Below are 26,190 nucleotides of genomic sequence, written 5' to 3'. Positions count from 1 at the left end.
ACCGGCATCGCCCCGCCTCCCGGCACCGACCCCCCCCCCCCCCGCCTCCCCGGGGGGGGGGGCGCCGGGCCCACGACGTGGGCCGCGCGACGGGGCGACGATCGGGACATGAGACGACTCTCCCCGCCGGCCGCCGCGCTGGCCCGGGAGCCGTGGGGCGGATCAGGCGGGCCGGCCCTCCAGCGTCGCGCCGAGGCGGGCGGCGAGGCCCAGGTGAGCGGCCCGTGCCTGGCGGAACGCGTAACCGAACAGCGGCGCCGGCGCGGTGAGCGTGATCTCCACGTCGATCCGCACCACCCCGTCGGGCTCGTCGCGCAGCCGGGTGTGGTTGCGCACCGTCGTGGCCGGCTGCTGCCGGGCGACGGTGACCACCTCGTCCTCGGTGGCGACCAGCACGTCCGCCTGGTAGGTGACCGGGAAGTGCAGCGGACCGAGCTCCAGCCGGTCGGTGATCGCGAAGCTGGCCAGCGCGCCCGGCCGGGGCGGCAACTGCCGGACCCGCACGATCAGCGGATGCAGCTCGCCCTGCCGGCTCAGGTCGCCGAGCAGGGCCACCGCGTCCGCCCGGCTGCACCGGGCCTGCACGGTGTAGCTGAAGCTGTCGCTGCTCTGCAACCCGTCCCCCTCGCCGTCGTGGGTCCGGACGATCGTCCCGTACCGGGGCCGACCTGGCAACGGGTCGAAGGTCCCCCGGCCGGCGAGGGGCCGGACGCAGGATCGGTGCGGGCGGGTGGCGCTCAGGCGCCGGGGAGCACCTCGGGGGCGTCGTCGGCGAACCAGGGCTCCGGCGCACCGAAGAGACCGAGCAGGCCGGTCACCCAGAGCTGCCGGTGCACGAACCGGCTCGGCTCGGTGACCACCAGCTTGACGCCGCTGACCTCGCAGGTCTGGAAGCCGGCGACCATGGCGCTGATGCCGACCGAGTCGATGAACGTGACGAGCCGCATGTTCAGCTCGATCCGGACGGGACGCGCCTTGGCCAGCACCTCGGCGATCGCTTCCCGCACCTCGTACGCGGTGTCGACGTCGATCTCCCCACGGGGCGCGATCTGGACGACACCACCCGGACGCACCGATTTCACGATCGACAGGCTCACGCGAGCACCTCCACTCGCCCCAACGGGCGCCTCATCAGTACGCGGGCCGCGACCGAGAGTATTCCTCCAACGGCCCCGGTCGCCACCCCCCGGGATGAGCAATTCGCGGACTGGGCACACCTGGGCGAGCCCAAACCGCACCTCCGGGTTCCGATTTCCGCTTCGACGCGGACCAGTGACCGGCCGAACGACCGGACCGGGTCGGCCGATCCGCCGACCCAGGGTAGCGGGCCGGCGCATCCCACCGGGACACCCGGTCCCCGGCGCGTACGGGTGATTCCGCCCACCCCGTCCGTTTCCCCACCGCTCGACTGACGGAGCGGGCGGGGTTTGGCGCGGGAGCGGGCGGGGCACTGCCCTCGGAAGTGAACCGTGACGCGCCGGATGACCACCGGAGTCCGACGTGGCCGCCGGGCTTCGGCACCCGAGGAGGTAGAACGATGTTCGGATCCAGCCTGTTGGACCGCCGCAGCAAGCCCGAGCGGGTCGCGGACCAGGCCTGGCAGCACCTGCTCGACGCGGTCGGCACCGCCGGTGACAGCGTGCGGGACGCCACCCGCGTCGCGCGCCGCAGCTCCTCCGGCCTGGCCGACGAGGCCACCGACCTGGTCGGCTCCGCCGCCGACGAGGCGCGCCGCCGGGCCGGCCTCGCCTTCGAGGCGCTCGCCGGCCGCCGGCCCGCGCTGCCGTGGACGCTGCTGATCGCGGCGGCCCTGGCCGGCGCGGCGATCGGCTGGGCCGCCGGCACCGCCGCCCGCGCCGCCGGCAGCCGGGAGCGTGCCGGCGACGAGATCGAGTTCGTCGACGTCGACCGTCCCAACTCCCCCGCCGGCCTGGACAGCTGACCGCACCCGCACACGACGAACGGTGGCCGTCCCCCGACGAGGGGGACGGCCACCGTTGCGTCAGCGGGCTCCGGTGATAATGAGGTTGACGGGCGGAAGAGCGCTGTCCAGTCCGGCCAACCTCATGGTCATCTCGTGGTGCCGCCCGCGGAGCCGGTCAGCGCGCGGCGCAGGAGACGGTCGGTGTCCGGTTGCCGTTGGGGGCGGTGCCGGTGAAGCCGACTGTGGTCGACGCGCCGACGCCGACGTTGCCGTTCCAGCCGGCGTCGGTCACCGTGACCGCCGAGCCGGTCTGCGTGTACGTCCCGCTCCAGAGCTGGGCGATCCGCTGACCGTCCGGATAGGTCCAGGTCAGCGTCCAGCCGGCGATCGGCGTGGTGCCGGAGTTGCGCACCGTCACCTCGCCCTGGAAGCCGCCGGGCCAGGAGTTCGTCACCGCGTAGGTGGCGGCGCAGCCGCGTCCGGTCGGCGTCGGGGTCGGTGACGTCGGCGTCGGTGACGGGCCCGTCGGCGTCGGGGTCGGACTGGTCGGCGTCGGCGACGGGCTCGTCGGGGTGGGCGACGGGCCGGTCGGGGTGGGGCTCGCCGACGTCGGCGTGGGCGTGGGCGTGCCGCCGAGGCGGTCGGCGACCAGGATGCCCCGGCCGTTGGTGCCCAGGTAGACCCGGCCCCAGACGCGCGGGTCGCCGGTGAGCGCCTCGCCCGCGTTGCCGTACTGGTGCTGGTCGTCGTTGATCCGGACCCAGGTCGCGCCCGCGTCGTCGGAACGGTGGACCCCGTGCGTGCCGTTCACCGTGCCGACGGTGAACAACGCCGGGTACGTCTTCCCGGGCGCCGCCTTGCCGAAGCCGACGTTCACCGCCGTGGAGACGCCGGTCAGCTTCGTGAAGCTCGCGCCGGAGTTGGTGGAGTGCCAGAGGCCACCCTCGCCGGCCAGCCAGACGTCGCCCTCGACGCCTGGTAGCGCCTTGAACTTGACGCCGGTGGTGGGCAGGCCGGTCGCCGCGGTGGCGGTGAACGCCGCCCCGCCGTTGGTGCTGACGTAGAACTTCCCGGCGCTGACACCGTAGAACTTGTTCGGGTTGACCCGGTCGGACTCGACGACGGCGTTGGCCGGGATGCCGGTGGCGGCGGTCCACGAGTTGCCGAAGCCGACCGAACGGACCACCTGCTGGCCGGCGTCGCCGGGCGACCAGACGAACTGGCTGCCGTCGGCGGACGCGGCCACCGTGCCGCCGTTGTTGATCCCGCCGGGCTCGGTGCCCTGGAACCAGTTCGCGCCGCCGTCGGTGGAGAACGCCACGTGGCTGTCGTTGGGGCGGTCGGCGTCGGTGAAGTTACCGGCCCGGACCATGACCGCCGGCTTGGTCTCCGCGTAGTCGAGGCTGGTGGTGCTGGTGAAGCCCGGCTGGGTGAACATCATCGGCGGCACCGCCGCGAGGTCGGTGTGACGGAAACCGCCGATGTCGCCGAGACCGCTGATCAGCGGCGCGCCCGACGGCGGGCTGATCAGGTCGAGCACGGCGGTCTCCTCCAGCCCCTTCACCATCGGCGTGATGGTGAACGTGCCGCCGGTGTCCCACTTCGTCAGGCCGGTGGTGCCGTAGATCGTCGCGCCGGTGCCGTACATCATCCGGTCACTGTCGAACGGGTCGATCTCCAGCGACTCGTTCATCCAGCCCAGCTTCGGGGACTCCTCCGGCGGCGCCGGATTGGTGCCGAACGTCAGCCACGGCACCGAGCTGACGTCCATCGTGTACTTCTTGCTCCGGTTCGGATAGCTGGTGAACTCCCAGATCCGGGTCCAGGTCGCGCCGCCGTCGGTGCTGCGCCAGAAGATCGCGTCCGGCCACCAGGAGACCTGGGTGGCGACCATCAGCGTGTTCGGGTGCTGACGGTCGATGGTCAGCCCGGAGTAGCCGAAGTACGCGTCGCCGCTCGACGACGGCACCGGGCTGATCTGCGTCCACGCGCCGGTGGCCCGGTTGAACTTCCACACGTCGCCCTTGCCGCCGTCGTACGGGCCGCCGGTGTCGCTGGTGGCGAGGTAGAGGAAGCCGCCGACCGGGTCGACCACGCCCTTGTGCGCGAGGTAGCCGGTGGGCTGGCCGGGGATCCGTTCCCAGGTCGCGCCGGCGTCGGTGCTGCGGTAGACCGGGTTCTGCTTGTCCGCCACCCCGACGTAGATGGTCTTCGTGGCGGTGCCGGCCGTGCCGGTGCCCTTGTCGAAGCTGACCCAGGTGAGGCCCTGGTTCTGGCTCTGGTAGCCGCTGCTGTCGTTCGGGTCGGCCCGGTAGTTGCCCACGTTCGGGAAGTTGGCGACCTTGGCCCAGGTCGCGCCGTAGTCGGTGCTGCGCCACAGGCCGTTGCCGCCCTCGGCGCCGTAGTAGAGCACGCTGTTGCGGTTCGGGTCGACCGCCAGCCGCTCGCCCATGCCCCGGCCGGGCATGTTGCCGCCGTTCTTGAACGGCAGCTCGGTCGCCTGCCAGGTGGCGCCCTTGTCGGTCGAGCGCAGGATCGCCCCGTGGTTCGGGTCCCAGTCGTTGGTGTACATGCCGACCGCCGCGTACACCCGGTTGGTCTGCACCGGGTCGGTGGCGAGGCTGACCACCCCGTTCCAGCCCCACCGGTCCGCGCCGACCCAGTCCAGCAGCGGCGTCCACGACCGGGTGGCCTGCTCCCAGCGGTACGCGCCGCCGATGTCGGTCCGCGCGTAGATCAGGTTCTTCTCGGTCGGGTTGAAGACGATGCCGGGGACGAAGCCACCGCCGTCGATCCGGACGTTCTTCCAGGTGTACGGCTCGGCGGCCGCGGCGGCGGCCGGGGGTACGCCGGTGGCGACGAGCGGCACGACGACGGTCGCCACGGTGGCGGCCAGCGCGACGGCCGCCAGGCCGGCGAGTTTTCTGCGCATGGGGCGGATCCTCTCGGTTGCCCTTGGGGGCGGGGAACGGGAGCAGGGGGTGGCGCTTCGAGGAGGGGAGCTGCCCGGGCTCCCCGTCGGCGTACTGGCTCCCGCAGCCGAGGGACCCTCAGCGTACGCCGATCAACCGCGCCATGGAAGCGCTCCCACGTCACCCGTTCCGGGTGGGGTCGGATCACCCGGTCGCGCGCAGGATCGCAGGGTGCGGGGACCGCCCCGCGCGCCGACCACCCACCGGAAGGAGAACCGGATGACCACCGGGACGATGACGCGTACCGACCGGGAGATCCGGTCCGCGGTACGCGACGAACTGGCCCGGGCCGGCTTCGACGGGATCGGGGTGACCGTCGACGGCGGCGTGGTGACGCTGACCGGCGCGGTGGACGACCCCGCCGCGCGGTGGGCCGCCGAACGGGCCACGCACCGGGTCGCAAGGGTCCGCGCGGTCGCCGACGACCTCGCCGTCCCGACCGTCCCCGCCGGCGCCGGCCGGGACGACGCGGGGCTCGCGCTCGCGGCCGTCCGGGCGTTGGAGTGGGACGCGTTCCTGCCGGTCGGGGCGCTGCGGGTGACCGTCGCCGACGGCTGGGTCACGCTGTACGGCGAGGTCGAGTGGGAGTACCAGCGGCGGGCCGCCGAGCGGTCGGTCGCCCGGCTCACCGGCGTACGCGGACTGAGCAACGGGATCACGGTGCGGCCGTGAACCGAACCACCCGGCCCGGGTGAGCCCGGCTCACCCGGACGCCCGGCAGGGTGGACGGTATGAGTGATCCGAACGGGCTGATCACGCCCGGGCAGACCGCGCCCGGGTTCACGCTGCCGGCGTCGCCCGACGCGCGGGAGGTGGGCCCCGGGCAGTTCCGTGGCCGGCCGGTCGTGCTGGCCTTCTACCCGGCCGACTGGACGCCGGTGTGCGGTGACCAGATGGCGCTCTACCAGGCGGCGCTGCCCGAGCTGGAACGGTACGACGCGGTGCTGCTGGGCATCTCGGTGGACAGCGTCGACTCGCACCGGGCGTTCGCGCAGAGCCGGGGCATCCGGTTCCCGCTGCTCGCCGACTTCGAACCGAAGGGCGAGGTGTCCCGCCGCTACGGCGCGTACGCCCCGCGCGGGCAGTCGGACCGGGCGCTCGTGGTGATCGACCCGGACGGCCGGGTGGCCTGGAGTCACCTCTCCCCGCCCGAGGTGAACCCGGGCGTGGACGGCATCCTCGACGCCCTGGAGCAGCTCGGCACCGACCGGCGGGTGAGCGCGCGATGACCACCCCGTTGCAGGTCACCACCGCCCGGCTGCGGGTCCCGGTCAGCGACCGGGACCACGTCCGCGGTCCGGCCGACGCCCCGGTCACCGTCGTCGAGTACGGCGACTTCCAGTGCCGGTTCTGCGGCGCCGCCTACCCGAACCTGGCCGAGGTGCTGCGCCAACGGGCCGACGTGGTGCGGTTGGTGTACCGCCACTTCCCCATCACCAACGTCCACCCGTACGCGGAGAACGCGGCGGAGACCGCCGAGGCGGCCGGCGCGCGGGGCCGGTTCTGGGAGATGCACGACTGGCTCTACGAGCACCAGGACCAACTCGACCCGGTGCACCTGTCGCTCGGCGTCGAACAGATCGGGCTGCCGCCGGACGAACTCGGCGCGGAGGTGGGGCGGCAGACCCACGCCGACCGGGTCCGGCAGGACTTCGTGGGCGGCATCCGCAGCGGCGTCAACGGCACGCCGACGCTCTTCGTCAACGACATCCGCCACGACGGCGGCTACGACCTGGCCGAGCTGCTGGCCGTGGTGGATGCCGTCGCGCCCACCTGACCGGCCCGCCCGCGACCGGTCAGATCAGCCGCAGCTCGCGCGCCCGCCGGACCGCCTCCCGCCGGCGGGTCGCGTCGAGCTTGCGGTAGACGTTGCGCACGTGCGTCTTCACCGTGTTGACCGAGAGCGACAGCTCGGCGGCGATCTCCACGTTGGTCAGGATGCTCTGGAGATACCGCAGGATGGTCAGCTCCCGTTCGGTGAGCGGCTCGTCCAACGCGCGCGCCGGGCTGTCCGGTGCCCCGTCGGCCCCGGACGCGTCCACGCCCCGGACCAGGTCGCTGACGGTCGCCCAGTACGCGGTGCCGGAGTCCAGGTGGGCGGCGAGCAGGTCGCGTACCCCCGGCTCGGCCCGGGTGAACACGCGCCGGCAGCCGTCCGGCTCGGCCAACGCCAGCGTCTCCTCCAGCAGCCGCCCGGCCCGCCGATCGTCGCCGGCCGCCCCGGCCAGCACCGCGTCCAGCAGCCCCGCGCCCAGCCGGACCGGCAGCGGCCAGCCCGCCGCGCCCGGCCCGGTCCAGTCCGGCAGCGCCCGCTCGGCCGCCCGGGCGTCGCCGGCCCGCAGCCACAGCCGGGCCGAGACCAGCGCGAGCGCCGGATCGGTGGAGTCGTCGCCGGTCGCGTCCAGCAGCGCGCGGGCCCCGCCCGGGTCGCCCACCGCGGCGCGGAGCTGGGCCTCGCCGGCGGTCAGCCACGCGCCCAGCTCGGGCCCGGGCGCGACCGACCGGGCCGCGGCGAGCGTGTGCAGCCCGGCGGCCGATTCCCCGCCGTCGGCCAGCAGCCCGGCCCGGCAGAGCGCCGCCAGCGCCGCCCCGCCCGGCTCCGCGCCGGCCGGACCGGCGAGCGCGAGCTGCGCCGCCGCCTCCGCCGGCCGGTCCCGGTGCCAGGCCACCAACGCCAACGCCAGGTACGCGTAGCCGCAGTCCAACCGCGACGACCAGCCCTGGCAGGGCGGCATCGACAGGGCCGCCCGGGCGCGCTCCTCGGCGGTACGCAACGCGCCCCGGGCCGCCTCCAGCAGCGCCGACCGGCTGGCGCAGAGCAGCTCGACACGGGGCCGGCCGGCCCGGCGCGCCGCGACGAGCGCCGCGGAGAACCGCCCGCCCGCCTCCCGCAGGTCCCCCTCGGCGAGCGCGACCAGCCCGTGCGCGGCCCCGGCCACCGCCCGCACGTCGTCGACGTCGACGGTCCCGACGTCGGCGAGGTCCGGGCCGGCGGGGTCGTCGTGCGGGGCGGTGGCGAGCAGGCGGTCGGCGGCACGGCGTACCTCCGCGTGGTCCCCGGCGAGCCGGGCCAGGCTCAGCTCGACCGCGGTGGCCAGCCGGCGGAACCGGTCGCGGCGCGGTGCCGGCAGGTCCGTCGCGTGCCCGACCGCGCGCCGCAGCAGCGCCTCGGCGGCGGCCGGATCCCCGGCGTACGCCCGTTCGGCCGCCGCGGCCAACGCCAGCTCCGGGTCCCGGCGTACCGCCTCGGCCGGCGGCTCGGGCGGCGCCGGCGGGACGGGCCGGGCCGGCTCGTCCGGGACCAGTTCCGGCCAGCGGGTGACCAGCAGCTCGGTGGCGTCCGCCCACTCGCCGGCCGCCAGCGCGTGCCGCAGCGCCTCGGCCGGCCGGTCGTGCGCGGCGAACCAGCCGGCCGCCCGCCGGTGCAGTTCGCCCAGCTCGCCAACGGGCAGCCGGGCCAGCTCGTCGCGGAGCAGGTCGGCCAGCAGCGGGTGCGGCCGGTACCAGGGCGGGCTGCCCCCGTCCTGCTGGACGAAGCCGCCCTCCCGGGCCGCCTCGGCCAGCAGGCGTCCGGCGTCGGCCCGCCCGGTCACCGCGGCGGCCAGGTCGGCGCGGACCGCGACCGCCACCGCGCTCCGGCGCAGCACGTCACACGCCGCCGGGTCCAGCGGCGCGAGCACCTCGTCCCGCAGGTACGCGGCGATGTCCGGCTGGTCGCCGGCGACGTGCGCCACGGCCCGCGCCGGGTCGGTGCCCAACGCCAGGGTGGCCAGGCGCAGCCCGGCCGGCCAGCCGGCGGTCCGCTCGGCGAGCTTGGGCACCGCCTCGGCCGGCACCGGCACGCCGTACGCGACGAGCAGGTCGGCCACCTCGTCGGCGGTGAACGCCAGCTCGTCCGGGCCGAGCACGGTCAGCTCACCGGCCAACCGCCACCGGTGCAGGGCCAGCGGCGGTTCCCGGCGCGCGCCGGCCACCAGCCGGAGCCGCCCGTCGCCGTGCCGGAGCAGGAACTCCAGCCCGGCCAACGCCTGCGCGTCGGTCACCCGGTGCAGGTCGTCCAGGACCAGCAGCACCGGGTGCTCGCGGGCGGCCAGCACGGCGGCGAGCGCTTCGAGCTGCGCCGGCCGGGGCGGGTCCACCGGGACCGGCGGGTCCGCCCCCGGGTCACCGGCGACGGCGGTGCGCAACGCCGCGGCCAGGTACGCCCACAGCCGCTCGGTGGTGTCGCCCTCCGCCACGGAGACCCAGACCGGCGCCGGACCCGCCCGTTCCGCCCGCGCCCAACCGGACAGCAGCGTCGTCTTGCCCCACCCGGCCGGGGCGAGAAGCAAGGTGACCGGTCCCGCCGCGCCCCCCTCCAGCCGGTCCAGCAGCCGGGGACGCCGCAGCAGCGGCTCGGGCGGCGCGGGCGGCGCCAGCCGGGACGCCAGCAACGGCGGGCCACCGGCCACGGTCGGCGCGGCGGCGAAGCGGACCCGGTCGACCTGCTCCGGCATACGTCCCTCCCCCGTCGGTGCGGGGGGCGGTTACCCGGACCGCGCCGGTTCACCCCTTCCGGGCGAACCCGCGTCACCCGGGCCGCCGCCACGCTGGGGACACGCGGACGGCCGGCCGCGCACCGCCGGCCGCCCGGGTGACCGCGACCTCGGGGAGGGCCTGTGACCCGGACCGGACGGCTGGCCGACGGCGTACGCGACCTGGCGGCCGGCGCACTGGCACTCGTCCACCGACGGCGGGCCGCGACCGGGGCCCGGCCCGGGCGCTGGCAGGTGGTGACCGTGACCGGACGGCCCGAACAGGTGCTCCCGGGCGGGCGGTGGCCCGAGCCGCTGCGCCGGCTCGACGGCGCGGTGGAGGTCTGGGCCCGCCCGGCGCCCGGCGGGCGCGGCACCGAACTGGCGGTCCGCCCGCTGGGCGGGACACCGGCGCTGGCCGGGTTCGCCGCGCACCTGGTCGGCGACGACCCCGGCCGGTACCTGCGGCAGGTGCTCCGGCAGACCCGGCAGCTCCTGGAGACCGGGGAGGTGCTGCGGGCGGACCGCTCGCCGCTGGACCGCCCCGCGGCGCGGCGGCCCCGCCGACCCGGATCGGAGGCGACCGGGTGAGGGCCCTGTGCTGGGAGGGCACGGACGCGCTCGCCGTGCGCCAGGTCCCCGACCCGGAGCTGCGCAACGCCCAGGACATGATCGTCCGGGTGCGGCGCAGCGCCACCTACGGCGGTGACCTGCCGCTGCTGGCCGGCCGGGTGCCCGAGGCGGCCACCGGCGAGGTGCTCGGGCACGAGTTCGTCGGCGAGGTGGTCGAGGTCGGTCCGGAGGTACGCCGGCACCGGGTCGCGGACCGGGTGGTGGTCGGCGCGGCGATCGCCTGCGGGGCCTGCTGGTTCTGCCGGCAGGGGCTGCTGGCCTGCTGCGACAACGGGACCAGCGACGTGGCCACCGAGCCGGCGTGGGGGGCGCCCGCCGCCGGGTGCTACGGCCGGCCGGCCCGCCTCGGTGGTTTCGCCGGCGGCCACGCCGAGTTCGTCCGGGTGCCCTACGCCGACGTGGGCGCGTTCGCCGTACCGGACGGGGTCGACGACGACCGGGCGGTCTTCGCCGCGGACGCCGCGCCGGCCGGCTGGCACGGCGTCGAGCTGGCCGGTGTCGCCCCCGGGGACGTGGTGGCGGTCTGGGGCGCGGGCGCGGTGGGACAGCTCACCGCGGCGGCGGCCGTGGCCCGCGGCGCGGCCCGGGTGATCGTGGTGGACGAGCACGCCGACCGGCTGCGGATGGCGGCCCGGCACACCGGCGCCGAGCCACTCGACCACCGCTCCGTCGACGTCCTCGCCGAGCTGCGGGAACGCAGCGGCGGCCGGGGGCCGGACGTGTGCGTCGACGCGGCCGGCCCGCCGACCGGTCCGACCCGTTGGCCGGCCGGCGGACCGGACGCCGGGGTGGCGCTGCGCGAGGCGGTGCACGCCTGCCGCAAGGGCGGCACGGTGGTGGTGCTCGCCGGCGGGGCGACGTTCGTGGACCGGTTCCCGCTCGGCGCGGTCACCGAGAAAGGGCTGGCGGTACGCGGCGGCGCCCGGGTCGGCCCGGACGCCATCCCGGCGCTGCTGGACCGGATGGCCCGGGACGAGCTGGTCACCGAACACCTCGCCACCCACCGGCTGCCGCTGGACCGGGCCGCCGAGGGGTACGCGTTGTTCCGGGACCGGGCGGACGGCTGCGTCCGGGCGGTCTTCACGCCGTGAGTCGGGCCGGCGGGTGGCACACTCGGCGGATGCCCGCAGACCGCGCGTACGACCTCGTCCTGTTCGGCGCCACCGGCTTCACCGGCGGCCTCACCGCCGAGTACCTGGCCCGGCACGCGCCGGACCGGCTGCGCTGGGCGCTCGCCGGCCGCAACCCGGCCAAGCTGGCGGCCGTCCGCGACCGGCTGGCCGCCATCGACAGCGGCCTGGCCGAGCTGCCCCTGCTCACCGCCGACGTCACCGACGCGGCGTCGCTGCGTGCCGTGGCGGAGAGCGCCCGGGTGGTCGCCTCCACCGTCGGCCCGTACGTGCACCACGGCGAGCCGCTGGTGGCCGCGTGTGCCGCCGCCGGCACCGACTACCTGGACATCACCGGCGAGCCGGAGTTCGTCGACCTGATGTACGTACGGCACCACGCCGAGGCGGTGCGCACCGGGGCACGTCTGGTGCACGCGTGCGGCTTCGACTCGATCCCGCACGACCTCGGCGTCTGGTACACCGTCAAGCAGCTCCCCACGGACGGGCCGGTCACGGTGGACGGCTACGTGCGGGCCGGCGGCCGGTTCTCCGCCGGGACGTACCACTCGGCGCTGACCGCGTTCTCCCGTACCGGTGAGACGAGCCGGGCGGCGAAGGCCCGGCGGGCGGTCGAGCCCCGGCCGGACGGGCGGCGGGTGCGGGCGGTGCCCGGCCGGGTCGGGCGGGTCCGCGAGTTCGGCCAGTGGGCGGTGCCGCTGCCCACCATCGACCCGCAGATCGTCCGCCGGTCGGCGGCGGCCCGCCCGGAGTACGGCCCGGACTTCCGGTACCGGCACTTCGCCGCGCTGAAGCGGCTGCCCACCGTGCTGGTCGCCGGCGTGGGCCTGGCCGGCGTGGTCGGGCTGGTGAAGGTGCCGCCGACCCGGCGCTGGCTGCTCGGCCGGCTCGCCTCCGGTCAGGGGCCGAGTGCCGCGCAGCGGGCGAAGTCCTGGTTCCGGGTGCGGTTCGTGGGCGCCGGTGGCGGCCGGCGGGTGGTGACCGAGGTGGCCGGCGGCGACCCCGGCTACGACGAGACCGCCAAGATGCTCGCCGAGTCGGCGCTCTGCCTGGCCTTCGACGAGCTGCCCGACACCGCCGGCCAGCTCACCCCGGTCGCCGCGATGGGCGACGCGCTGCTGGACCGCCTGATCCGCGCCGGCATCACATTCCGCACGCTGAAGGCGTAAGGCCGGGCCCCTTCTTAACGCTTTCGGTAGAGGCGGGGGCCCCTCTTAACAACCCCGGGCGTTGACCCTCGACCTGGTGCAGGGCACAGGATGGCGGCCGTGGAGAGCGAGCTTCGCAGCATCGGTGAGCTGGCCCGGGCCAGCGGGTTGACGGTCAGCGCGTTGCGGTTCTACGACCGCACCGGCGTGCTGACGCCGGCCCGGGTGGACCCGGTGACCGGCTACCGCTGGTACGCCGACGACCAGGTCGGCCCGGCCCGCCTGGTCGCCGGCCTGCGCCGGGTGGGCATGCCGCTGGCCGGCATCGCCGAGGCGCTGCGGCACCGGCGTCACCCGGCCGAGGTGCACCGCCTGCTGGACGCGCACCTGCGCCGGCTGGAGGACGGCCTCGCCGACGCGCGCCGCGAACTCTCCCGGATCCGTAGCCTGATCGACCCGGAGGAGACCACCGTGACCACCCGACTCGTGCTGTCCCGCACCGACCTCGCCGCCGCCGTGGACGCCGTACGCTTCGCCGTCGGCGCCGACCCGGACCTGCCGGTCCTGTCCGGCGTGCTGCTGGAGGTCGAGGCGGCCGGCGTACACCTGGTCGCCACCGACCGGCACCGGCTGGCGGTGGCCCGGGTCGACGCCACCGTCGACGGCCCGCCGGTGCGCGCGCTGGTGCCGGTGGCGGCGGTCGACGAGCTGCGCGCGCTGCTCGACGGCGACGGGGCGGGCGCGGAGGTGGTCGTCGCCGCGGACCGGGTCACGGTCGCGGTGGCCGGGCGCACGCTGACCACCGCCCCGCTGCCGTACGACTTCCCGGACCACCGCCGGCTGCTGGGCGCGCGGCTCGGGGCCGCGCCCGCGTACCGGATCCCGGTGGACGGCGCGGCGCTGCGCGCGGCGCTCACCGCCGACGACGTGCGGGTCTGCCACCAGACGCACGACGGCGTCGCGCACCCGGTGGTCGCGCTCGGCCTGGACCACGGCGGCGAGCTGCGGCTGGTCGACCCGGCCGCCGTCGGGGACCCGGACGGTGGGTTGCGGGTCGGGTTGAACCGGGAGTACCTGCTCGACGCGCTGGACGCCGGCGGCAGCCAGCTCGTGCTGGAGCTGGACGGCCCGATCACACCGCTGGCGGTACGCCGGGCGGACGACGCGCACGCGTTCTCGGTCCTCATGCCGGTACGCCTCTGACCGCTTCGTCGCGCACGACGGGCCGGTCCGGGCGGGAGAGCCCGGGCCGGGCCGGCGGGGCCGCGACGGTAGCATCTGTGGGTTCCACCTGACGGCCCGGACGAAAGGCGTACGAGCAGCATGCTCGACATGGAGTTGATCCGGAAGGATCGCGAGGCGGTGGCGACCGCGCTGGCGAAGCGTCTGGATCCCGCCGAGGTCACCCGGGCGCTGGACGACATCCAGCGACTCGACCAGGAGCGGCGCGCCCTGATCACGGAGATCGATGCCGAGCGGCAGCGCCGCAAGGCCGAGGCGCGCGCGTACGCGGAGGCGAAGCGTTCCGGCGCCACGCCGCAGCCCGCCGCGCCGGAGGCCGAGCGCAAGCAGCTCGCGGAGCTGGAGTCCCAGCTCGACGACGTGCAGTCCCGGCTGCGCTCGGCGATGAGCGAGCTGCCCAACCTGCCCGCCGACGACGTGGTCGCCGGTGGCAAGGAGGCCAACCGGGTGGTGCGGACGTTCGGCGAGGCGCCGGCCATCGAGCAGGTGCGCGACCACGTGGAGCTGAGCCGCGCGCTGGGCCTGGTCGACCACGAGCGGGGCGTGAAGCTGGGCGGCTCCGGCTTCTGGATGTACACCGGCGTGGGCGCCCGGTTGGAGTGGGCGCTCGTCAACTGGCTGATCGAGCGCAACATCGAGGCCGGCTACGAGTTCCTGCTGCCGCCGCACCTGCTGCTGGACACTGCCGGCTTCGCGTCCGGGCAGTTCCCGAAGTTCTACGACGACGTCTACCGCATGGACAAGCAGTCCGCCCCGCGTGGCCAGTTCCTGCTGCCCACCGCGGAGACGGCGATCCTCGGCGCCTACCAGGACGAGATCCTGGAGACGCCGAAGCTGCCGCTGAAGGCGTTCGCCTACACGCCGTGCTACCGGCGCGAGGCGGCCGGCTCGCACTCCGACGAGCGCGGCACGGTGCGCGGCCACCAGTTCAACAAGGTGGAGATCTTCCAGTTCACGCTGCCGGAGCAGGCCGACGCCGCGCTCCAGGCGATGGTGGGTCACGTCGAGGGGCTGGTCGGGCAGCTCGGCCTGCACTTCCAGACCAGCCTGCTCGCCGCCGGCGACGCCAGCGCCTCGATGAAGAAGACGCTCGACATCGAGGTGTGGATGCCGAGCACCGGGAAGTACAAGGAGGTGTCGTCGGTCTCCTGGGCCGGCGACTACCAGGCCCGCCGCGCGGCCATCCGCTACCGGGAGCCGGGCGGCAAGCAGACCCGCTTCGTGCACACGCTCAACGGGTCGGCGCTGGCCACCAGCCGGCTGTTCCCGGCCATCCTGGAGCAGTGCCAGCAGCCCGACGGCTCGGTGGTGGTCCCCGAGGTGCTACGCGACAAGCTCGGCACCGACCGCCTCACCCCGACCCGCTGACCGCCTTCCGCGCTGCGGCGTCGCTGCTCGCCGCGGCCACGCCGCTCGCGGGGGCCACGCCGCTCGCGCTGCTCGCGGGGGTCTCGCTGTCAAGCGGGGCCCCCGCCTCTACCGGAGGCGTTAACAGGGGGCCCCGCCTTACCAGCAACCCTGCGGCGAGCAGGGTGAGGGAGAGGGCAGCCAGGGGGGCGGGGCCGGCAGTGTGCAACGCGCTCACCAGGGTCTGCTGCACACGGGCGGCGGCTGTCACCACCGGGTCGCCGAACGCGTCGTGGCGGCCCAGGGCCAGCCGCACCTCGTACCAGCCGTACCAGGCGACGTAGCCGCCGGCGACCAGCAGCACCAGGCCGCTCAGCCGGGACACCCACGCGCCGGCGCCGCGCAGCCCGGCCACCACCCGCCCGCGCAGCAGCGCCACGGCGAGCGCGGCCACGCCGACCACCAACGCCATTCCGAGCGCGTACGCGCCGAACAGCGCCAGCCCGCGCAGCGGCGAGCCGGCCCGCAGGCTGGTCACCACGATCGCCAGGAACGGCGCGATCGCGCAGGACAGCGACGTGAGCGCGTACGCCGCGCCGAACAGCGCCATGGACGGCCAGGTGCGGATGAGCCGGGGCGCGGTGCGCCACGGGCGGGGCGTGGGCAGCCGCCGGCCGGCGAGCAGCCACAGGCCGGCCAGCGCCAGCAGCACGCCGAGCGTCACGGTCAGCCAGGGCAGCCGGGGGCGCAGCCAGTCCGCCGCCGGCGCCACGGCCAGCCCGAACGCGCCGAAGACGGCCGCGTACCCGAGCGTCAGCCCGGCCGTCGCGGTGAGCGCGCGGCCGACCGCGCCGCGCCCGTCGCCGGGGCCGGCCACCAGCACCGACAGGTACGCGGGCAGCATCGCGAAGCCGCACGGGTTGACCGCGCCGAGCATGCCGGCGGTCAGCGCGAGCAGCAGCGCGCCGGTCATCCCCGGGCCAGCGTCTCGACCTGCCGGGTCAGCGCCTCGCCGTCGAGGAAGCCCTGGTGGACCACCGTGCCGTCCCGGTCGACGATGACGAACGTGCTCTGCTCGGTCACCTTGAACCGGCGCCACAGCGTGCCGGCGCGGTCGTCGAGCTGCGGCGTGCCGGCCAGGTCGAACTCGGTGACGAAGTCCGTCATGGCCCGTTGCTGGCCGAGGCCGGCGACGCCGACGATCGGCACGGTGTCCCGGTAGGTCGGGGCGATCTCGGCGACCGTCCACGCCTGGCTGGCGCAGGTGGCGCACCAGGGGGCCCAGAACCACAGCACGACCGGCCGCCCGGCGAGGGCGGCGGCGGAGAATGTCGTACCGTCGAGCGTCTTCGCGGTGAACGCCAGCGTCTGCGGCACCCGGGCCGGCGGCGTCGACGGCGCACCGGCGGACGGGGGCGGGGCGGACGCGGTCGGGGCGGCGGCGGACCCGGCGGTCGCCGCGCCGGCCGGCGTGGCCCGCTCGGGGCCGACCGCGCAGGCGGCCGTGCCGACGAGCGTGGCGGCCAGCACGGCGGCGACGCCGAGACGGCGGGCGGTACGGGGTGGCATCGGCGCCTCCTGGGCGGGCCGGCTACTCGGCCTTGACCAGCCGGAGCGCGAGTTCGGGGCAGACCTTGACCGCCTTGAGCGCGCCCTCGCGCAGCCAGGTCGGCACCGGGGTGGGCGGGAAGGCCGGGTAGCCGTTGCCGTCGAGCCGGATGAAGTCCGGCACCACGTGCGCGCAGAGCCCGTGCCCGTCGCAGCGGGACCAGTCCAGGGTGAGTTTCTGCGGGTTGCCGTCGGGCGCGCCGGGCAGGCCCATGGTGCCCTTGACGCGTTTGCCGCAGCCCTCCCCGGTGGAGTGCAGCCGCAGGTCGTCGGCGAACACCTCCATGGCGGACAGCGCGAACCGGGCGGTGCCGTCCGGGTGGCTGCACGCGCCGCGTCCCTTCACGTCGCCGGCCGCGGCCCGGACCAGCTCGATCGGCGCGCTGCCGGAGACCGCGAGGTCGACGGAGCGGGCCAGGTCGGGCAGGCCCATCTTGCACGGGCCGCACTGGCCGGCGGACTCCCCGGCCAGGTAGCGGACCACCTGGGCGGCCTCGCCGAGCGGGCAGGTGTCGGTGCCGAGCGGCACGATGATGCCGGCGCCGAGCGTGCCGCCGACCGCGGCCAGCCCCTTGCGGGAGACCTCGGCCCGCTCCGCCGCCTCGGCGGTGATCCACTTGCCGTGGTAGCCGCCCATCAGGATGCCCGGCCCGGGGGGCACCTCGCACAGGTCGAGGATCTCGCGCAGCGGGGTGCCTGCGGCACACTCCACCACGGCTGGTCGCTTCGCCGACCCGGTGACGGTGAGCAGCACGGTGCCCGGCTCGTCGTCGGTGCCGAGCGCCGCGTACTCGTACGGGCCGATCCGGGCGGCGACCGCGAGCTGGGCGTACGTCTCGGCGTTGGAGAGCAGGGTGGGCAGCCCGTTGACGCCGGAGTCACTTGACCGTTTCTTGGTGCCGGGTGGGATGTGCGGCAGCCCGTTGATGCCGTTGACGAGCGCGCCGCCCTCGCCGGAGATGAACCGGTGCGGCACGGTCACGATGGTGGTCGGCACCGGCATCCGCCGTTCCTGCAACGCCTCGGTCAGTGAGGGCCGGCCCACGTCGTCGTCGGCCACCCCGATCACGATCTCCTCGGCGTCCAGCGCGAACGCGGCGAGCGCGGCGCCGTCCAGGACGAGGTGCGGGGCCCGGGTGAGCAGCACCTTGTCCTTCCAGCTCGCCGGCTCGCCCTCGGTGGCGTTGACCACCACCACGGCGGCGAGGTCCTGCCGTTCGGCGGACTCCAGCACGGCGCGCATCTTGCGGGCGAACGGGAAGCCCGCCCCGCCCTTGCCCTTGAGGTCGATCGCCTCGGCGAGCCGGAGCAGCGCGGCCGGCTCCATCGGGCCGATCGGGCCGTGCACCTCCTCGTGGGCGAGCAGGTCGAGCCGGCCGAACTCGGCGAACCCGGCGGTGAGCCGGGGCTCGCCGACGCAGGCGACCGGGGGGATGGCCGTCCGCTTCACCGGGCCTCACCCCGCAGCCCGGCCCAGTACGCCCCGTCGACCGCGTCCGCGTCGGCCTTGCGCCGGCGGCTGGGGCGGCTGTCCTTGGTGGCCCGCATCGCCCGGCGGGAGGCGAGGTCGACAAGCGTGGGGGTGTCGTCGACGAACGCGTCGTCGTCGGCGGTGTATCGGGCCGGCGGACGCCAGTAGTCGGGCTCCTCCGGCACGTCCTCCTCGTCCCGGTAGCGTCGCCCGGTCCCGCTGCGCGGCTCCGCCGAGAGCGGGGTGCCGGAGATCGGGCCGGCCGAGACCGGGCCGGCCGAGATCGGCTCGCTCGCCCAGCGGCGCGGGCTGTCCCACGGCTCCTCGGCCTCGTCGCTCGGGCGCGGCGGGGCCGAGTAGCGGGCCACCTCGGCGGGGGTGGCGTACCGGCTGCTGTCCGGCGGGGCGGAGTGCCGACCCCCGGTGTCCGGCGGCGCGGAGTGCCGGCCGCCGTTTTCCGGCGGCGCGGAGTACGGGGCGGCGGCCTCCTCGTCGACCCGGGACCGGCGGCTGACCCGCTCCTCGGTGTCCCGGCGGCGCCGACGGGACCGTTCCCCGTCGCGCCGGCCGGCGACCGGCTCCAGCTCCTCGTCCCGGCTCCGGCGCACCGGTTCGCGTTCGGTGTCGCGGACCCGGGTGGAGGCGGTCACCCGCTCGGTGTCCCGGCTCCGGGTGGACCGCCGGGCGGCCGGGACCTCCTGCGTGCGGGCGCGCCGCGCCGGCTCGGCCGGCTCCTCGGCGCGTCGCCGGGCGGCGGCGGCACGGACCGGCTCCCGCAGCGATCCGGGCTCCGGCACCACCGGTACGGCGAACCGCTCGGGGTCCCGCTGCCGGGCGGTGCCGGCGGGCGCGGTCCAGGTGGCGGTGGCCTCGGCCCAGCGCCCGCCCCGAGCCCGGCCGGTGGCGCTCTCGTCCTTGTCCGCGGTCTTCTTGCGGGCCAGCGCCGCGAACACGCCGGTACGTTCCTCGCCCTTGCCGGCCATCGCCTTGTTCAGGGCGGCGGCCTGGTGCTGTTCGCGGCTGCGCTTGCCGAGGTGGACGGAGAGGCGCACCAGCAGCGCCATCACCACGAGCAGCACGCAGGCGAGGTAGCTGAGCACCACCCAGCTCTTCGCGGCCCGGCCGGCGTTCAGGCCGTGGAACAGCGCGAACGGCCAGGACACGTACGCCATCGAGTGCAGCGCGCGCCAGAACCACTTGGGACCGACGCCGGCGAACCGGACCCGGATCAGCCCGGTCCAGAGCACGCCCACCATGAGCAGCGCGGCGACGGTGCCCAGCCCGACGTAGAGGCCGCTGCCGCCGAGGAACGGCACCACCGCGTCGGTCGGCCCGGCCCGGCCGATCGCGATCTTGGTGATGACGTGGAAGACCAGTCCGACCATGCCGAGCACGCCGGTGGCGCGGTGCGCGGACTGGAGCAGCACCCGGTGCCGGATGAGCAGCACCAGCCGGTCGGTGGCGAGCAGCCCCAGCATCACGGTGAGGCTGAGCGAGACCAGGGTGACCACCCCGGCGAAGAACTCGGTGAAGAAGAATCCGTACGCGTACATGGCGCCGCCGGCGCCGGCCAGCTCCACACCCGCCCACGCGAGGCCGAGTGCGGAGGCGGTGAGTGCCACCATCGCGGACTTCGACACGGTCCGGACACCACGGCTGCTGGTGGTGGTCCGGACGGTCGTCGCCTTCTCGTTCTGCTGTGCCCGGGCCATCTGCTCCTCGATCGTCTCGCGGCGGCGCCCCCACCGGCCGACCCTGCTCCCACCTCAGGTACGGAGCGGCGGGCCGGACGGATCACCTCCGGTGGCGAATTTCTCGACCGGTTCCTCGAACCGTCCCGGTCGGACGCGCGTGTAGCGGTGCACGCAACGACGGATGCCCATGCGTTGACATTTCTTGCAACATGCTCGTAACCTTGCGGAAAATTTCAGCACCGGCTGCAAGAAGCCGGCACTGAAGCCTCCCCAGGCTCCACTCCCCCACATCCCCCGTCCCGTAGGAGTCCTGATGCAACGACGTCGACGCCGCGCCGCGGCGCTCGTCCTCGGCCTCGCCGCCGGCCTGCTCGTCCCGACCACGGTGGCGGCACCCCCGGCCGCCGCCGCCACGCCCGGCAGCAAGAAGGTCATCGTCCAGCTCTTCGAGTGGAACTGGACGTCGGTGGCGAGCGAGTGCACCAGCACGCTCGGCCCGAAGGGCTACGGCTACGTCCAGGTGTCCCCGCCGCAGGAGCACGTCAACAGCAGCCCCTGGTGGGTGTCCTACCAGCCGGTCAGCTACCGGATCGAGTCCCGCAAGGGCACCCGCGCCCAGTTCCAGTCCATGGTGAACACCTGCCACAACGCCGGCGTCAAGGTGATCGTCGACGCGGTGGTCAACCACATGTCCGGCCAGGAGAACGGCGGCACCGGTTGGGCCGGCACGTCGTACGGCCACTACAACTACCCGGGCACCTACTCGGCGCAGGACTTCCACTACTGCGGTCGCAACGGCAACAACGACATCGCCAACTACAACGACCGGTACGAGGTGCAGAACTGCGAGCTGGTCAACCTGGCCGACCTCAAGACCGAGTCGGACTACGTCCGCACCCGGCTCGCGACGTACCTCAACGACCTGCTCTCGCTCGGCGTGGACGGGTTCCGGCTGGACGGCAGCAAGCACATGCCGGCCGCCGACATCGCCGCGATCAAGGCCAAGCTGTCCCGGCCGGCGTACCTCGTGCAGGAGGTCATCTACGGCGCGGGTGAGCCGGTCCAGCCGACCGAGTACACCGGCAACGGCGACGTGCACGAGTTCCGGTACGGCAAGGACCTGGCCCGGATGTTCAACAACGAGCGGCTGGCGTACCTGAAGAACTTCGGCGAGTCCTGGGGCTACCTGCCGGGCGGCTCGGCGGTGGTCTTCACCGACAACCACGACACCCAGCGCGACGGCGGCGTGCTCACCTACCGCGACCGCGGCGAGTACGCGCTGGCCAACGCGTTCATGCTGGCCTGGCCGTACGGCACCCCGGCGGTGATGTCGAGCTTCACGTTCAGCAACAAGGACCAGGCCCCGCCCTCGGACGGCAGCAACAAGATCACCAACACCACCTGCTACTCGGGCTGGGAGTGCGAGCACCGCTGGGCGGTCATCGCCAACATGGTCGGCTTCCGCAACGCCACCGAGGGCGCCGCGGTCGCCAACTGGTACGACAACGGCTACCAGCACATCGCGTTCAGCCGGGCCGGCAAGGGCTACCTGACGATCAACGACGAGGACTCCGCGGTGAGCGGGCGGTCCTACTACACCGGGCTGCCGGCCGGCCGCTACTGCGACGTCATCCACGGCACGTTCAGCAACGGGTCGTGCAGCGGTCCGGTGATCACCGTGGACTCGTCAGGTTGGTTCGCCGCGACCGTCAACGCGCACGACGCCATCGCCATCCACGTCGGAGCGAAGGTGAGCTGACCTCGCCCGTACCCCGAGTGAAGCCCCCGTGCCGGCAGTTCCCGGCGCGGGGGCTTCGTCTCGGTTACAGTCACTTTCGTGCATTATGACCACGTTACCGGGCGGCGGATCCCCGGCTGGCTGTTCGCCGCGCTCGGCGTACCGCTGCTGTTGGCCACCGCGCTGCTGGTCGGTCACGCGCTCACCGGCACGCCGGCGCCCAGACCGGTCGGCGCCGGACCGGCCCCGACCGGGCCGGCGTCACCACGGCCGTCGCCTGTGGAGTCCGTGCCGCCCGCCGCGCCCGCGCCCGCCGACCTGCCGGTGGTCACCTACGACCCGGCGCCGCGCGGCTTCCCCGCCGACCCGACGCCGGCCGACACCCGGCAGCTCCGCGAGGGGGCGCGGCCGGACCGGAAGATCCCCGCGTACGACGCGCCCGGCGGCCGCCCCCGGGCCTTCCTCGCGCCGACGATCAACGACGTCCCGCTGACCGTGCCGATCGTCGAGCGCCGCACCGGGTGGACCGCGGTGCTGCTCCCCTCCGCGAACCGCACCGTCGCCTGGCTGCCGGAAGGCGGCTGGACCACGGTCGCGCTGCGCGACCAGATCGTGGTGGAACGCCGCACGCACCGGCTCACCTGGCTGCGGGACGGGCGCGCGGTGCACACCTGGCCGGTCAGCCTCGGCATGCCCGGACAGCTCACCCCGCTCGGCCGCACGTTCATCCTGGGCCGCACCCCGCCGCCGCAGGACGTCTACGGCGGCGTCGACATCTTCGCGCTCGGCGCGATCCCCGACGACCCCGACGCGGTGCCGACCGGCCTGCGGGGCGCGCACATCGGGCTGCACACCTGGTACAACGACGACACGCTCGGCAAGAACGTCACCAACGGCTGCATCCGGCTGACCCGCGCCGCCCAACGCCAACTCCTCGCCGAACTGGCCCCCGGCACCGGCTTCGTGGTCGTCGACCGCCTCCCCTGACCGCCCCGCCGCCCGCTTGTTAGGCGGGGGCCCCGCTTAACAAGCGGGTGTTAAGCGGGGCCCCCGCCTCTACCGAATGCGTTAAGCGGGGCCCCCGCCTTCTACCCCAGCAGCCAGCCGTTGGCCTCCGCGACCCGGACCGCGTCGGCGCGGTTGCGGGCGCCGGTCTTGCCGATGGCCGACGAGAGGTGGTTGCGGACCGTGCCCTCGGACAGGTGCAGCGTCGCCGCCAGCTCGGCCACCGTGCCGCCGCCCCGGGCCGTGCGCAGCACCTCGGTCTCCCGCTCGGTGAGCGGGCTCGCGCCGGTGGCCAGCGTCTCGGCGGCCAGCGTCGGGTCGACCACCCGCAGGCCGGCGTGCACCCGGCGGACCGCGTCGGCGAGCTGGCGGGCCGGGGTGTCCTTGACCACGAAACCGTTGGCGCCCGCCTCCATCGCCCGCCGCAGGTAGCCGGGCCGACCGAACGTGGTCACCACAAGCACCTGGCAGCCGGGCAGCGCCTCCCGGAGCGCCACCGTCGCGGCCACCCCGTCCAGGCCGGGCATCTCCACGTCGAGCAGCGCCACGTCCGGGTGGGTGCGCAGCGCCGCCGGCACCACCTCGTCACCGCGGCTCACCTCCGCCACCACGGTGAGGTCCGGTTCCAGCGACAACAACGCGGCCAGCGCGCCCCGGACCAGCGCCTGGTCGTCGGCGAGCAGCAGTCTGATCGACGCGGTCATCCGGGTGTCCTTCCGTCGGGGTCCGGCACCGTGACCCGGAGCAGGAAACCGCGCCCGCCGGACGCCCGGGCCACCGTCACGGTGGCGTCCAACCGGGCCGCCCGCTCCCGCAGCCCGACCAGCCCGTGCCCGGCGCCCGCCGACTCGCCGGCCGGTCCCCGGCCGTCGTCGCGGACCTCCACCGCCGCCGGGTCCACCCGGATCACGCAGCGCCGCGCGCCGCTGTGTCGCACCACGTTCGTCACCCCTTCGCGGACCGCCCAGCCGAACAGTTCGTCCCGGTCCGCCGGCAGCTCCGGCACCGTCTCCGGCAGCTCCGCGACGACGCCCGCGGCGGCCAGCGCCGACCGGGCGCCGGCCACCTCGGACGCCAGATCCACCCCGCGGTACGCCCCGACGGTGCCCCGCACGTCGGCCAGCGCCTCCCGGGCCAGCCGCTCCACGTCGGCGATCTCGACGGCCGCCCGCGCCGGGTCCAGCTCCAGCAGCCGGCCGGCAAGCTCGGCCTTCACCGCCACCACGGTCAGCGAGTGCCCGAGGATGTCGTGCAGGTCCCGGGCGGTGCGGGCGCGCTCCTCGGCCACCGCGAGCCGGCGGATCTCGGCCTGCGCGGCCTGGAGTTCGCCGTTGCGCTGGGCCAGCCGGCTCACCCCGAACATGGCGAACGAGGCGAGCAGCACCGCGAAGACGACAGTGCTCTCCGACTCCCAGCCGGGCACCAGGCGCGACGTGACCGGCGGGGTCGCCGCGGCCAGCACCACCACGACCAGCGCCTCCACCGACGGCAGCAGGAACACCGCGGCGGCGGCCACGAAGACCAGTGTGGTCAGCCAGTCGCCACCGGTGCCCGGGATGCCGGCCAGGCCGATCGCGAGCAGCACCGCGATCAGCAGCCGGGCCCGGTCGGCCGGGATCGGGCGGTGCTGCTGCCGGCGGGCCCGACCCCACTCGAAGATCAGCACGTACGCCACGGCGAACGTGATCACCGAGACGAGCCCGAGCAGCCGCCGCCACAGCTCCGGCTGGTGCAGAGCGGTGACGAACGGGATGTTGAGGAAGAACAGCCAGACCGCCGCCAGCAGCCAGCCGGTGAACCGCCAGTGGGGGCGGTTCACCGGCCGGGCCGGGGCGGTCGGCGACGTCACACCCACCACGCTAGTGCCCGCCGCCCCGGTCAGACCCGGGTGGTGTCGCGGCGGAACAGGCGGGCCGCGCCGAGACCGAAGAACGCGGTCCAGGCGGCCACGTTGCCGACCGCCGCCCAGTCCACCCCGGTGCCGGTCAGCGGCGCGCGAGCGAGCTGACCGACCCCGTACACCGGGGTGAACTTGGCGATCTGCCGCATCACGTCGGGCAGCAGATCGAGCGGAACGAACAGACCACCCAGCATGGCCAGGATGGCCAGCGCCGGGCCCATGAACTGCATGACGTTCTCGGCCGGGGCGAGGTAGCCGACGAACAGGCCGAACGCGGCGAAGACCAGCGAGCCGATCCACGCGGTCAGGCCGGACTCCAGCCACACGTGGGCCGGCAACCGCACCCCGGAGGCGGCGCCGACGCCGAACTCGACGAGCACGCCGAGCAGCCCGAGCACCATCGCGGTGGCCACCTTCGTCGCCACGTACGCGGCCGGGCGCAGCGGCGTGAGCCGCAACTGCCGGCTCCAGCCCAGCGCACGCTCGGTGGCGACGGCCGCGCCGGCGCTGGTGGTGGCCACCATGGCCGCGTACACGGCCAGGCTGATCATGATCCAGCCGGTGACCGGCAGGCCGTTGTCGAGCTTCTCGCCGCGCGACGGCAGTCCGAACAGGAGGAAGAAGACCGCCGGCATGACCAGGATGAACATCAGCGTGCGACGGTTGCGCAGGACCCGGCGGATCTCGATGGCGAGCACGGCGGCGGAGAAGCCACCCAGGGCGGGCGGCCGGCGGTCGGCCCGGCGCGGGCCGGTGGTGGTGTCGGGTGAGGTGGTGGCGGTCATGCGAGGCTCCCGGGCAGGTCGGTCAGGCGGCGGTCAGGGCGAGGAACGCGTCCTCGAGGTTGCGTGAGGTGATCTCCAGGTCCCGGGCGTCGGTGCGGGTCAGCAGGTGCCGGGCGACGACGTCGGAGTCCTCGCTGTGCACCAGGATCGCGTCGCCGCGTACCTCGACGGAGCGGACGCCGGGCAGCGCGGCGAGCGCGGCCTGGTCGGCGCCGGGCAGCGTGGCCCGGACCACCCGGCCGGCGGCCAGGTTCTTGATCTCGGCGGTGGTGCCGTCGGCGACCACCCGACCGGCCCGGACCAGCACGATCCGGTCCGCGTACGCGTCGGCCTCGTCCAGGTAGTGGGTGGCGAACAGGACGGTCCGGCCGGAGCGGGCGTCGGCCCGGATCGCCTGCCAGAAGTCGCGCCGGCCCTCGACGTCCATGCCGGTGGTCGGCTCGTCCAGCACCATCAGGTCCGGGTCGGGCAGCAATGCCAGGGCGAACCGCAGCCGCTGCTGCTGGCCGCCGGAGCACTTGCCCACCGGCCGGTCGGCGATCTCGGCGATGCCGGCGCGCTCCAGCACCTCGGCCACCGGCCGGGTGTGGCCGTAGAAGTGCGCGGTCATCCGTACCGTCTCGGCGACGGTGAGGTCCTTGAGCAGCCCGCCGGTCTGCATCACGGCGGCGACCCGGCCGTGCCGGACGGCGTCGGTCGGGCTGCCGCCGAAGAGCCGGACCGTGCCGGCGTCCGGTCGGGCCAGCCCGAGCAGCATGTCCACGGTGGTGGTCTTGCCGGCGCCGTTGGGGCCGAGGAAGGCCACCACCTCACCGGGTGTGATCCGCAGGCTGAGCCCGTCCACGGCGGTCACCGGGCCGTAGGTCTTGGTGAGTCCGGCGAGTTCCACTGCCGGTGCGGTGTCGGTCATGCCCATGATGCTCCGGCCCGCGACCCTCGGGTCCCGGGAGCACCCGTCACCTCTCGCCCGTGACATTTGTCAGGTGTAAGCAGGGGCCCCCTGTTAACGCCTCCGGTATAGAAGGGGCCCCCTCTTAACGAGCCGCGTCGGGAGTGAGGGACGCCGGGCCGGGTAACCCGCG

Annotated in this window: 22 protein-coding genes and 1 pseudogene; 11 read left to right on the top strand and 12 right to left on the bottom strand. The window is 75.1% G+C overall.

Annotation, left to right across the window (positions count from 1 at the left end; genetic code table 11):
* Positions 1-162: 162 nt before the first annotated feature.
* Positions 163-675: an SRPBCC family protein gene (locus ACLQ2W_RS19050; protein ID WP_405090713.1), complete on the bottom strand. Its 513-nt coding sequence runs from the start codon at positions 673-675 to the stop codon at positions 163-165.
* Between the two features lie 62 nt (positions 676-737).
* Complete coding sequence (locus tag ACLQ2W_RS19045) at positions 738-1,097, bottom strand: STAS domain-containing protein (RefSeq protein WP_396755514.1); 360 nt, start codon at positions 1,095-1,097, stop codon at positions 738-740.
* A gap of 440 nt (positions 1,098-1,537) precedes the next feature.
* On the opposite strand from ACLQ2W_RS19045, the gene ACLQ2W_RS19040 reads away from it, so the two are divergent.
* Entirely contained in the window at positions 1,538-1,942 is a 405-nt protein-coding gene (locus ACLQ2W_RS19040) for a hypothetical protein (RefSeq protein ID WP_425787590.1), read from the top strand.
* Positions 1,943-2,099: 157 nt separating this feature from the next.
* Here the strand turns inward: ACLQ2W_RS19040 and ACLQ2W_RS19035 are convergent, their stop codons facing one another.
* Complete coding sequence (locus tag ACLQ2W_RS19035) at positions 2,100-4,856, bottom strand: cellulose binding domain-containing protein (RefSeq protein ID WP_425787589.1); 2,757 nt, start codon at positions 4,854-4,856, stop codon at positions 2,100-2,102.
* Positions 4,857-5,115: 259 nt separating this feature from the next.
* Here ACLQ2W_RS19035 and ACLQ2W_RS19030 point away from each other — a divergent pair.
* The 3 genes and pseudogenes from ACLQ2W_RS19030 to ACLQ2W_RS19020 form a co-directional block, all read left to right on the top strand.
* A pseudogene (locus ACLQ2W_RS19030) lies at positions 5,116-5,565 on the top strand (BON domain-containing protein); the annotation flags it as partial.
* A 62-nt stretch (positions 5,566-5,627) separates the two neighbouring features.
* Entirely contained in the window at positions 5,628-6,125 is a 498-nt protein-coding gene (locus tag ACLQ2W_RS19025) for a redoxin domain-containing protein (RefSeq protein ID WP_405090716.1), read from the top strand.
* Positions 6,122-6,673, top strand: a complete 552-nt coding sequence (locus ACLQ2W_RS19020; protein ID WP_425787588.1) for a DsbA family protein — start codon at positions 6,122-6,124, stop codon at positions 6,671-6,673. The genes ACLQ2W_RS19025 and ACLQ2W_RS19020 overlap by 4 nt, the downstream gene beginning before the upstream one ends.
* Positions 6,674-6,692: 19 nt before the next feature.
* On the opposite strand, the gene ACLQ2W_RS19015 is transcribed toward ACLQ2W_RS19020, so the two are convergent.
* Positions 6,693-9,392 carry a LuxR C-terminal-related transcriptional regulator gene (locus ACLQ2W_RS19015; RefSeq protein ID WP_425787587.1) on the bottom strand — a complete coding sequence of 900 codons (2,700 nt, stop codon included), beginning with the start codon at positions 9,390-9,392 and terminating at the stop codon, positions 6,693-6,695.
* Positions 9,393-9,554: 162 nt separating this feature from the next.
* On the opposite strand from ACLQ2W_RS19015, the gene ACLQ2W_RS19010 reads away from it, so the two are divergent.
* The 5 genes from ACLQ2W_RS19010 to serS all read left to right on the top strand — a co-directional run bounded on the left by ACLQ2W_RS19010 (position 9,555) and on the right by serS (position 14,928).
* The gene (locus ACLQ2W_RS19010) at positions 9,555-10,001 is read left to right on the top strand and encodes a hypothetical protein (protein ID WP_405090719.1); all 447 of its coding nucleotides are present in this window, start codon (positions 9,555-9,557) and stop codon (positions 9,999-10,001) included.
* A complete protein-coding gene (locus tag ACLQ2W_RS19005) occupies positions 9,998-11,134 on the top strand; it encodes a zinc-binding dehydrogenase (RefSeq protein ID WP_425787586.1) in 1,137 nt (378 codons plus the stop codon). The genes ACLQ2W_RS19010 and ACLQ2W_RS19005 overlap by 4 nt, the downstream gene beginning before the upstream one ends.
* Before the next feature lie 29 nt (positions 11,135-11,163).
* Positions 11,164-12,339, top strand: a complete 1,176-nt coding sequence (locus ACLQ2W_RS19000) for a saccharopine dehydrogenase family protein (RefSeq protein ID WP_425787585.1) — start codon at positions 11,164-11,166, stop codon at positions 12,337-12,339.
* 90 nt (positions 12,340-12,429) lie between these two features.
* The gene (locus tag ACLQ2W_RS18995) at positions 12,430-13,521 is read left to right on the top strand and encodes a MerR family transcriptional regulator (protein ID WP_425787584.1); all 1,092 of its coding nucleotides are present in this window, start codon (positions 12,430-12,432) and stop codon (positions 13,519-13,521) included.
* Between the two features lie 120 nt (positions 13,522-13,641).
* Positions 13,642-14,928 (top strand): serine--tRNA ligase, encoded by a 1,287-nt coding sequence (serS, locus tag ACLQ2W_RS18990; RefSeq protein ID WP_405090723.1) that lies wholly within the window; start codon positions 13,642-13,644, stop codon positions 14,926-14,928.
* On the opposite strand, the gene ACLQ2W_RS18985 is transcribed toward serS, so the two are convergent.
* Genes ACLQ2W_RS18985 through ACLQ2W_RS18970 form a run of 4 tightly spaced genes read right to left on the bottom strand, consistent with a single transcriptional unit; the run spans position 14,912 to position 19,698 of the window.
* Complete coding sequence (locus ACLQ2W_RS18985; RefSeq protein ID WP_425787583.1) at positions 14,912-15,880, bottom strand: cytochrome c biogenesis CcdA family protein; 969 nt, start codon at positions 15,878-15,880, stop codon at positions 14,912-14,914. The genes serS and ACLQ2W_RS18985 overlap by 17 nt on opposite strands.
* Positions 15,877-16,476 (bottom strand): redoxin domain-containing protein, encoded by a 600-nt coding sequence (locus tag ACLQ2W_RS18980; RefSeq protein ID WP_425787582.1) that lies wholly within the window; start codon positions 16,474-16,476, stop codon positions 15,877-15,879. The genes ACLQ2W_RS18985 and ACLQ2W_RS18980 overlap by 4 nt, the downstream gene beginning before the upstream one ends.
* A gap of 22 nt (positions 16,477-16,498) precedes the next feature.
* Positions 16,499-17,965 (bottom strand): NADH-ubiquinone oxidoreductase-F iron-sulfur binding region domain-containing protein, encoded by a 1,467-nt coding sequence (locus tag ACLQ2W_RS18975; RefSeq protein ID WP_425787581.1) that lies wholly within the window; start codon positions 17,963-17,965, stop codon positions 16,499-16,501.
* Positions 17,962-19,698, bottom strand: coding sequence for a hypothetical protein (locus tag ACLQ2W_RS18970; RefSeq protein WP_425787580.1), 1,737 nt, complete (start codon positions 19,696-19,698; stop codon positions 17,962-17,964). The genes ACLQ2W_RS18975 and ACLQ2W_RS18970 overlap by 4 nt, the downstream gene beginning before the upstream one ends.
* Before the next feature lie 295 nt (positions 19,699-19,993).
* Between ACLQ2W_RS18970 and ACLQ2W_RS18965 the strand changes: the two genes are divergently transcribed.
* Together ACLQ2W_RS18965 and ACLQ2W_RS18960 are read left to right on the top strand one after the other, a co-directional pair.
* The gene (locus ACLQ2W_RS18965; RefSeq protein WP_425787579.1) at positions 19,994-21,439 is read left to right on the top strand and encodes an alpha-amylase; all 1,446 of its coding nucleotides are present in this window, start codon (positions 19,994-19,996) and stop codon (positions 21,437-21,439) included.
* 78 nt (positions 21,440-21,517) lie between these two features.
* The gene (locus ACLQ2W_RS18960; RefSeq protein ID WP_425787578.1) at positions 21,518-22,405 is read left to right on the top strand and encodes a L,D-transpeptidase family protein; all 888 of its coding nucleotides are present in this window, start codon (positions 21,518-21,520) and stop codon (positions 22,403-22,405) included.
* A 101-nt stretch (positions 22,406-22,506) separates the two neighbouring features.
* Here ACLQ2W_RS18960 and ACLQ2W_RS18955 read toward each other — a convergent pair whose 3' ends face one another.
* From ACLQ2W_RS18955 to ACLQ2W_RS18940, 4 genes are read right to left on the bottom strand one after another with little or no spacing between them, the layout of a single operon-like run.
* A complete protein-coding gene (locus ACLQ2W_RS18955) occupies positions 22,507-23,127 on the bottom strand; it encodes a response regulator transcription factor (RefSeq protein WP_425787577.1) in 621 nt (206 codons plus the stop codon).
* A complete protein-coding gene (locus ACLQ2W_RS18950) occupies positions 23,124-24,272 on the bottom strand; it encodes a sensor histidine kinase (protein ID WP_425787576.1) in 1,149 nt (382 codons plus the stop codon). The genes ACLQ2W_RS18955 and ACLQ2W_RS18950 overlap by 4 nt, the downstream gene beginning before the upstream one ends.
* A 29-nt stretch (positions 24,273-24,301) precedes the next feature.
* Entirely contained in the window at positions 24,302-25,108 is an 807-nt protein-coding gene (locus ACLQ2W_RS18945; protein WP_425787575.1) for an ABC transporter permease, read from the bottom strand.
* Positions 25,109-25,130: 22 nt separating this feature from the next.
* Positions 25,131-26,018 (bottom strand): ABC transporter ATP-binding protein, encoded by an 888-nt coding sequence (locus ACLQ2W_RS18940; protein WP_425787574.1) that lies wholly within the window; start codon positions 26,016-26,018, stop codon positions 25,131-25,133.
* Positions 26,019-26,190: the final 172 nt, after the last annotated feature.

Origin of the sequence: Micromonospora sp. DT227 (genome assembly GCF_049841835.1) — a bacterium.
In the GTDB taxonomy this organism is placed as follows: domain Bacteria; phylum Actinomycetota; class Actinomycetes; order Mycobacteriales; family Micromonosporaceae; genus Micromonospora.
Note: the sequence above shows the minus strand (reverse complement) of the source record. Positions and strands in the feature narration are given on the sequence as shown.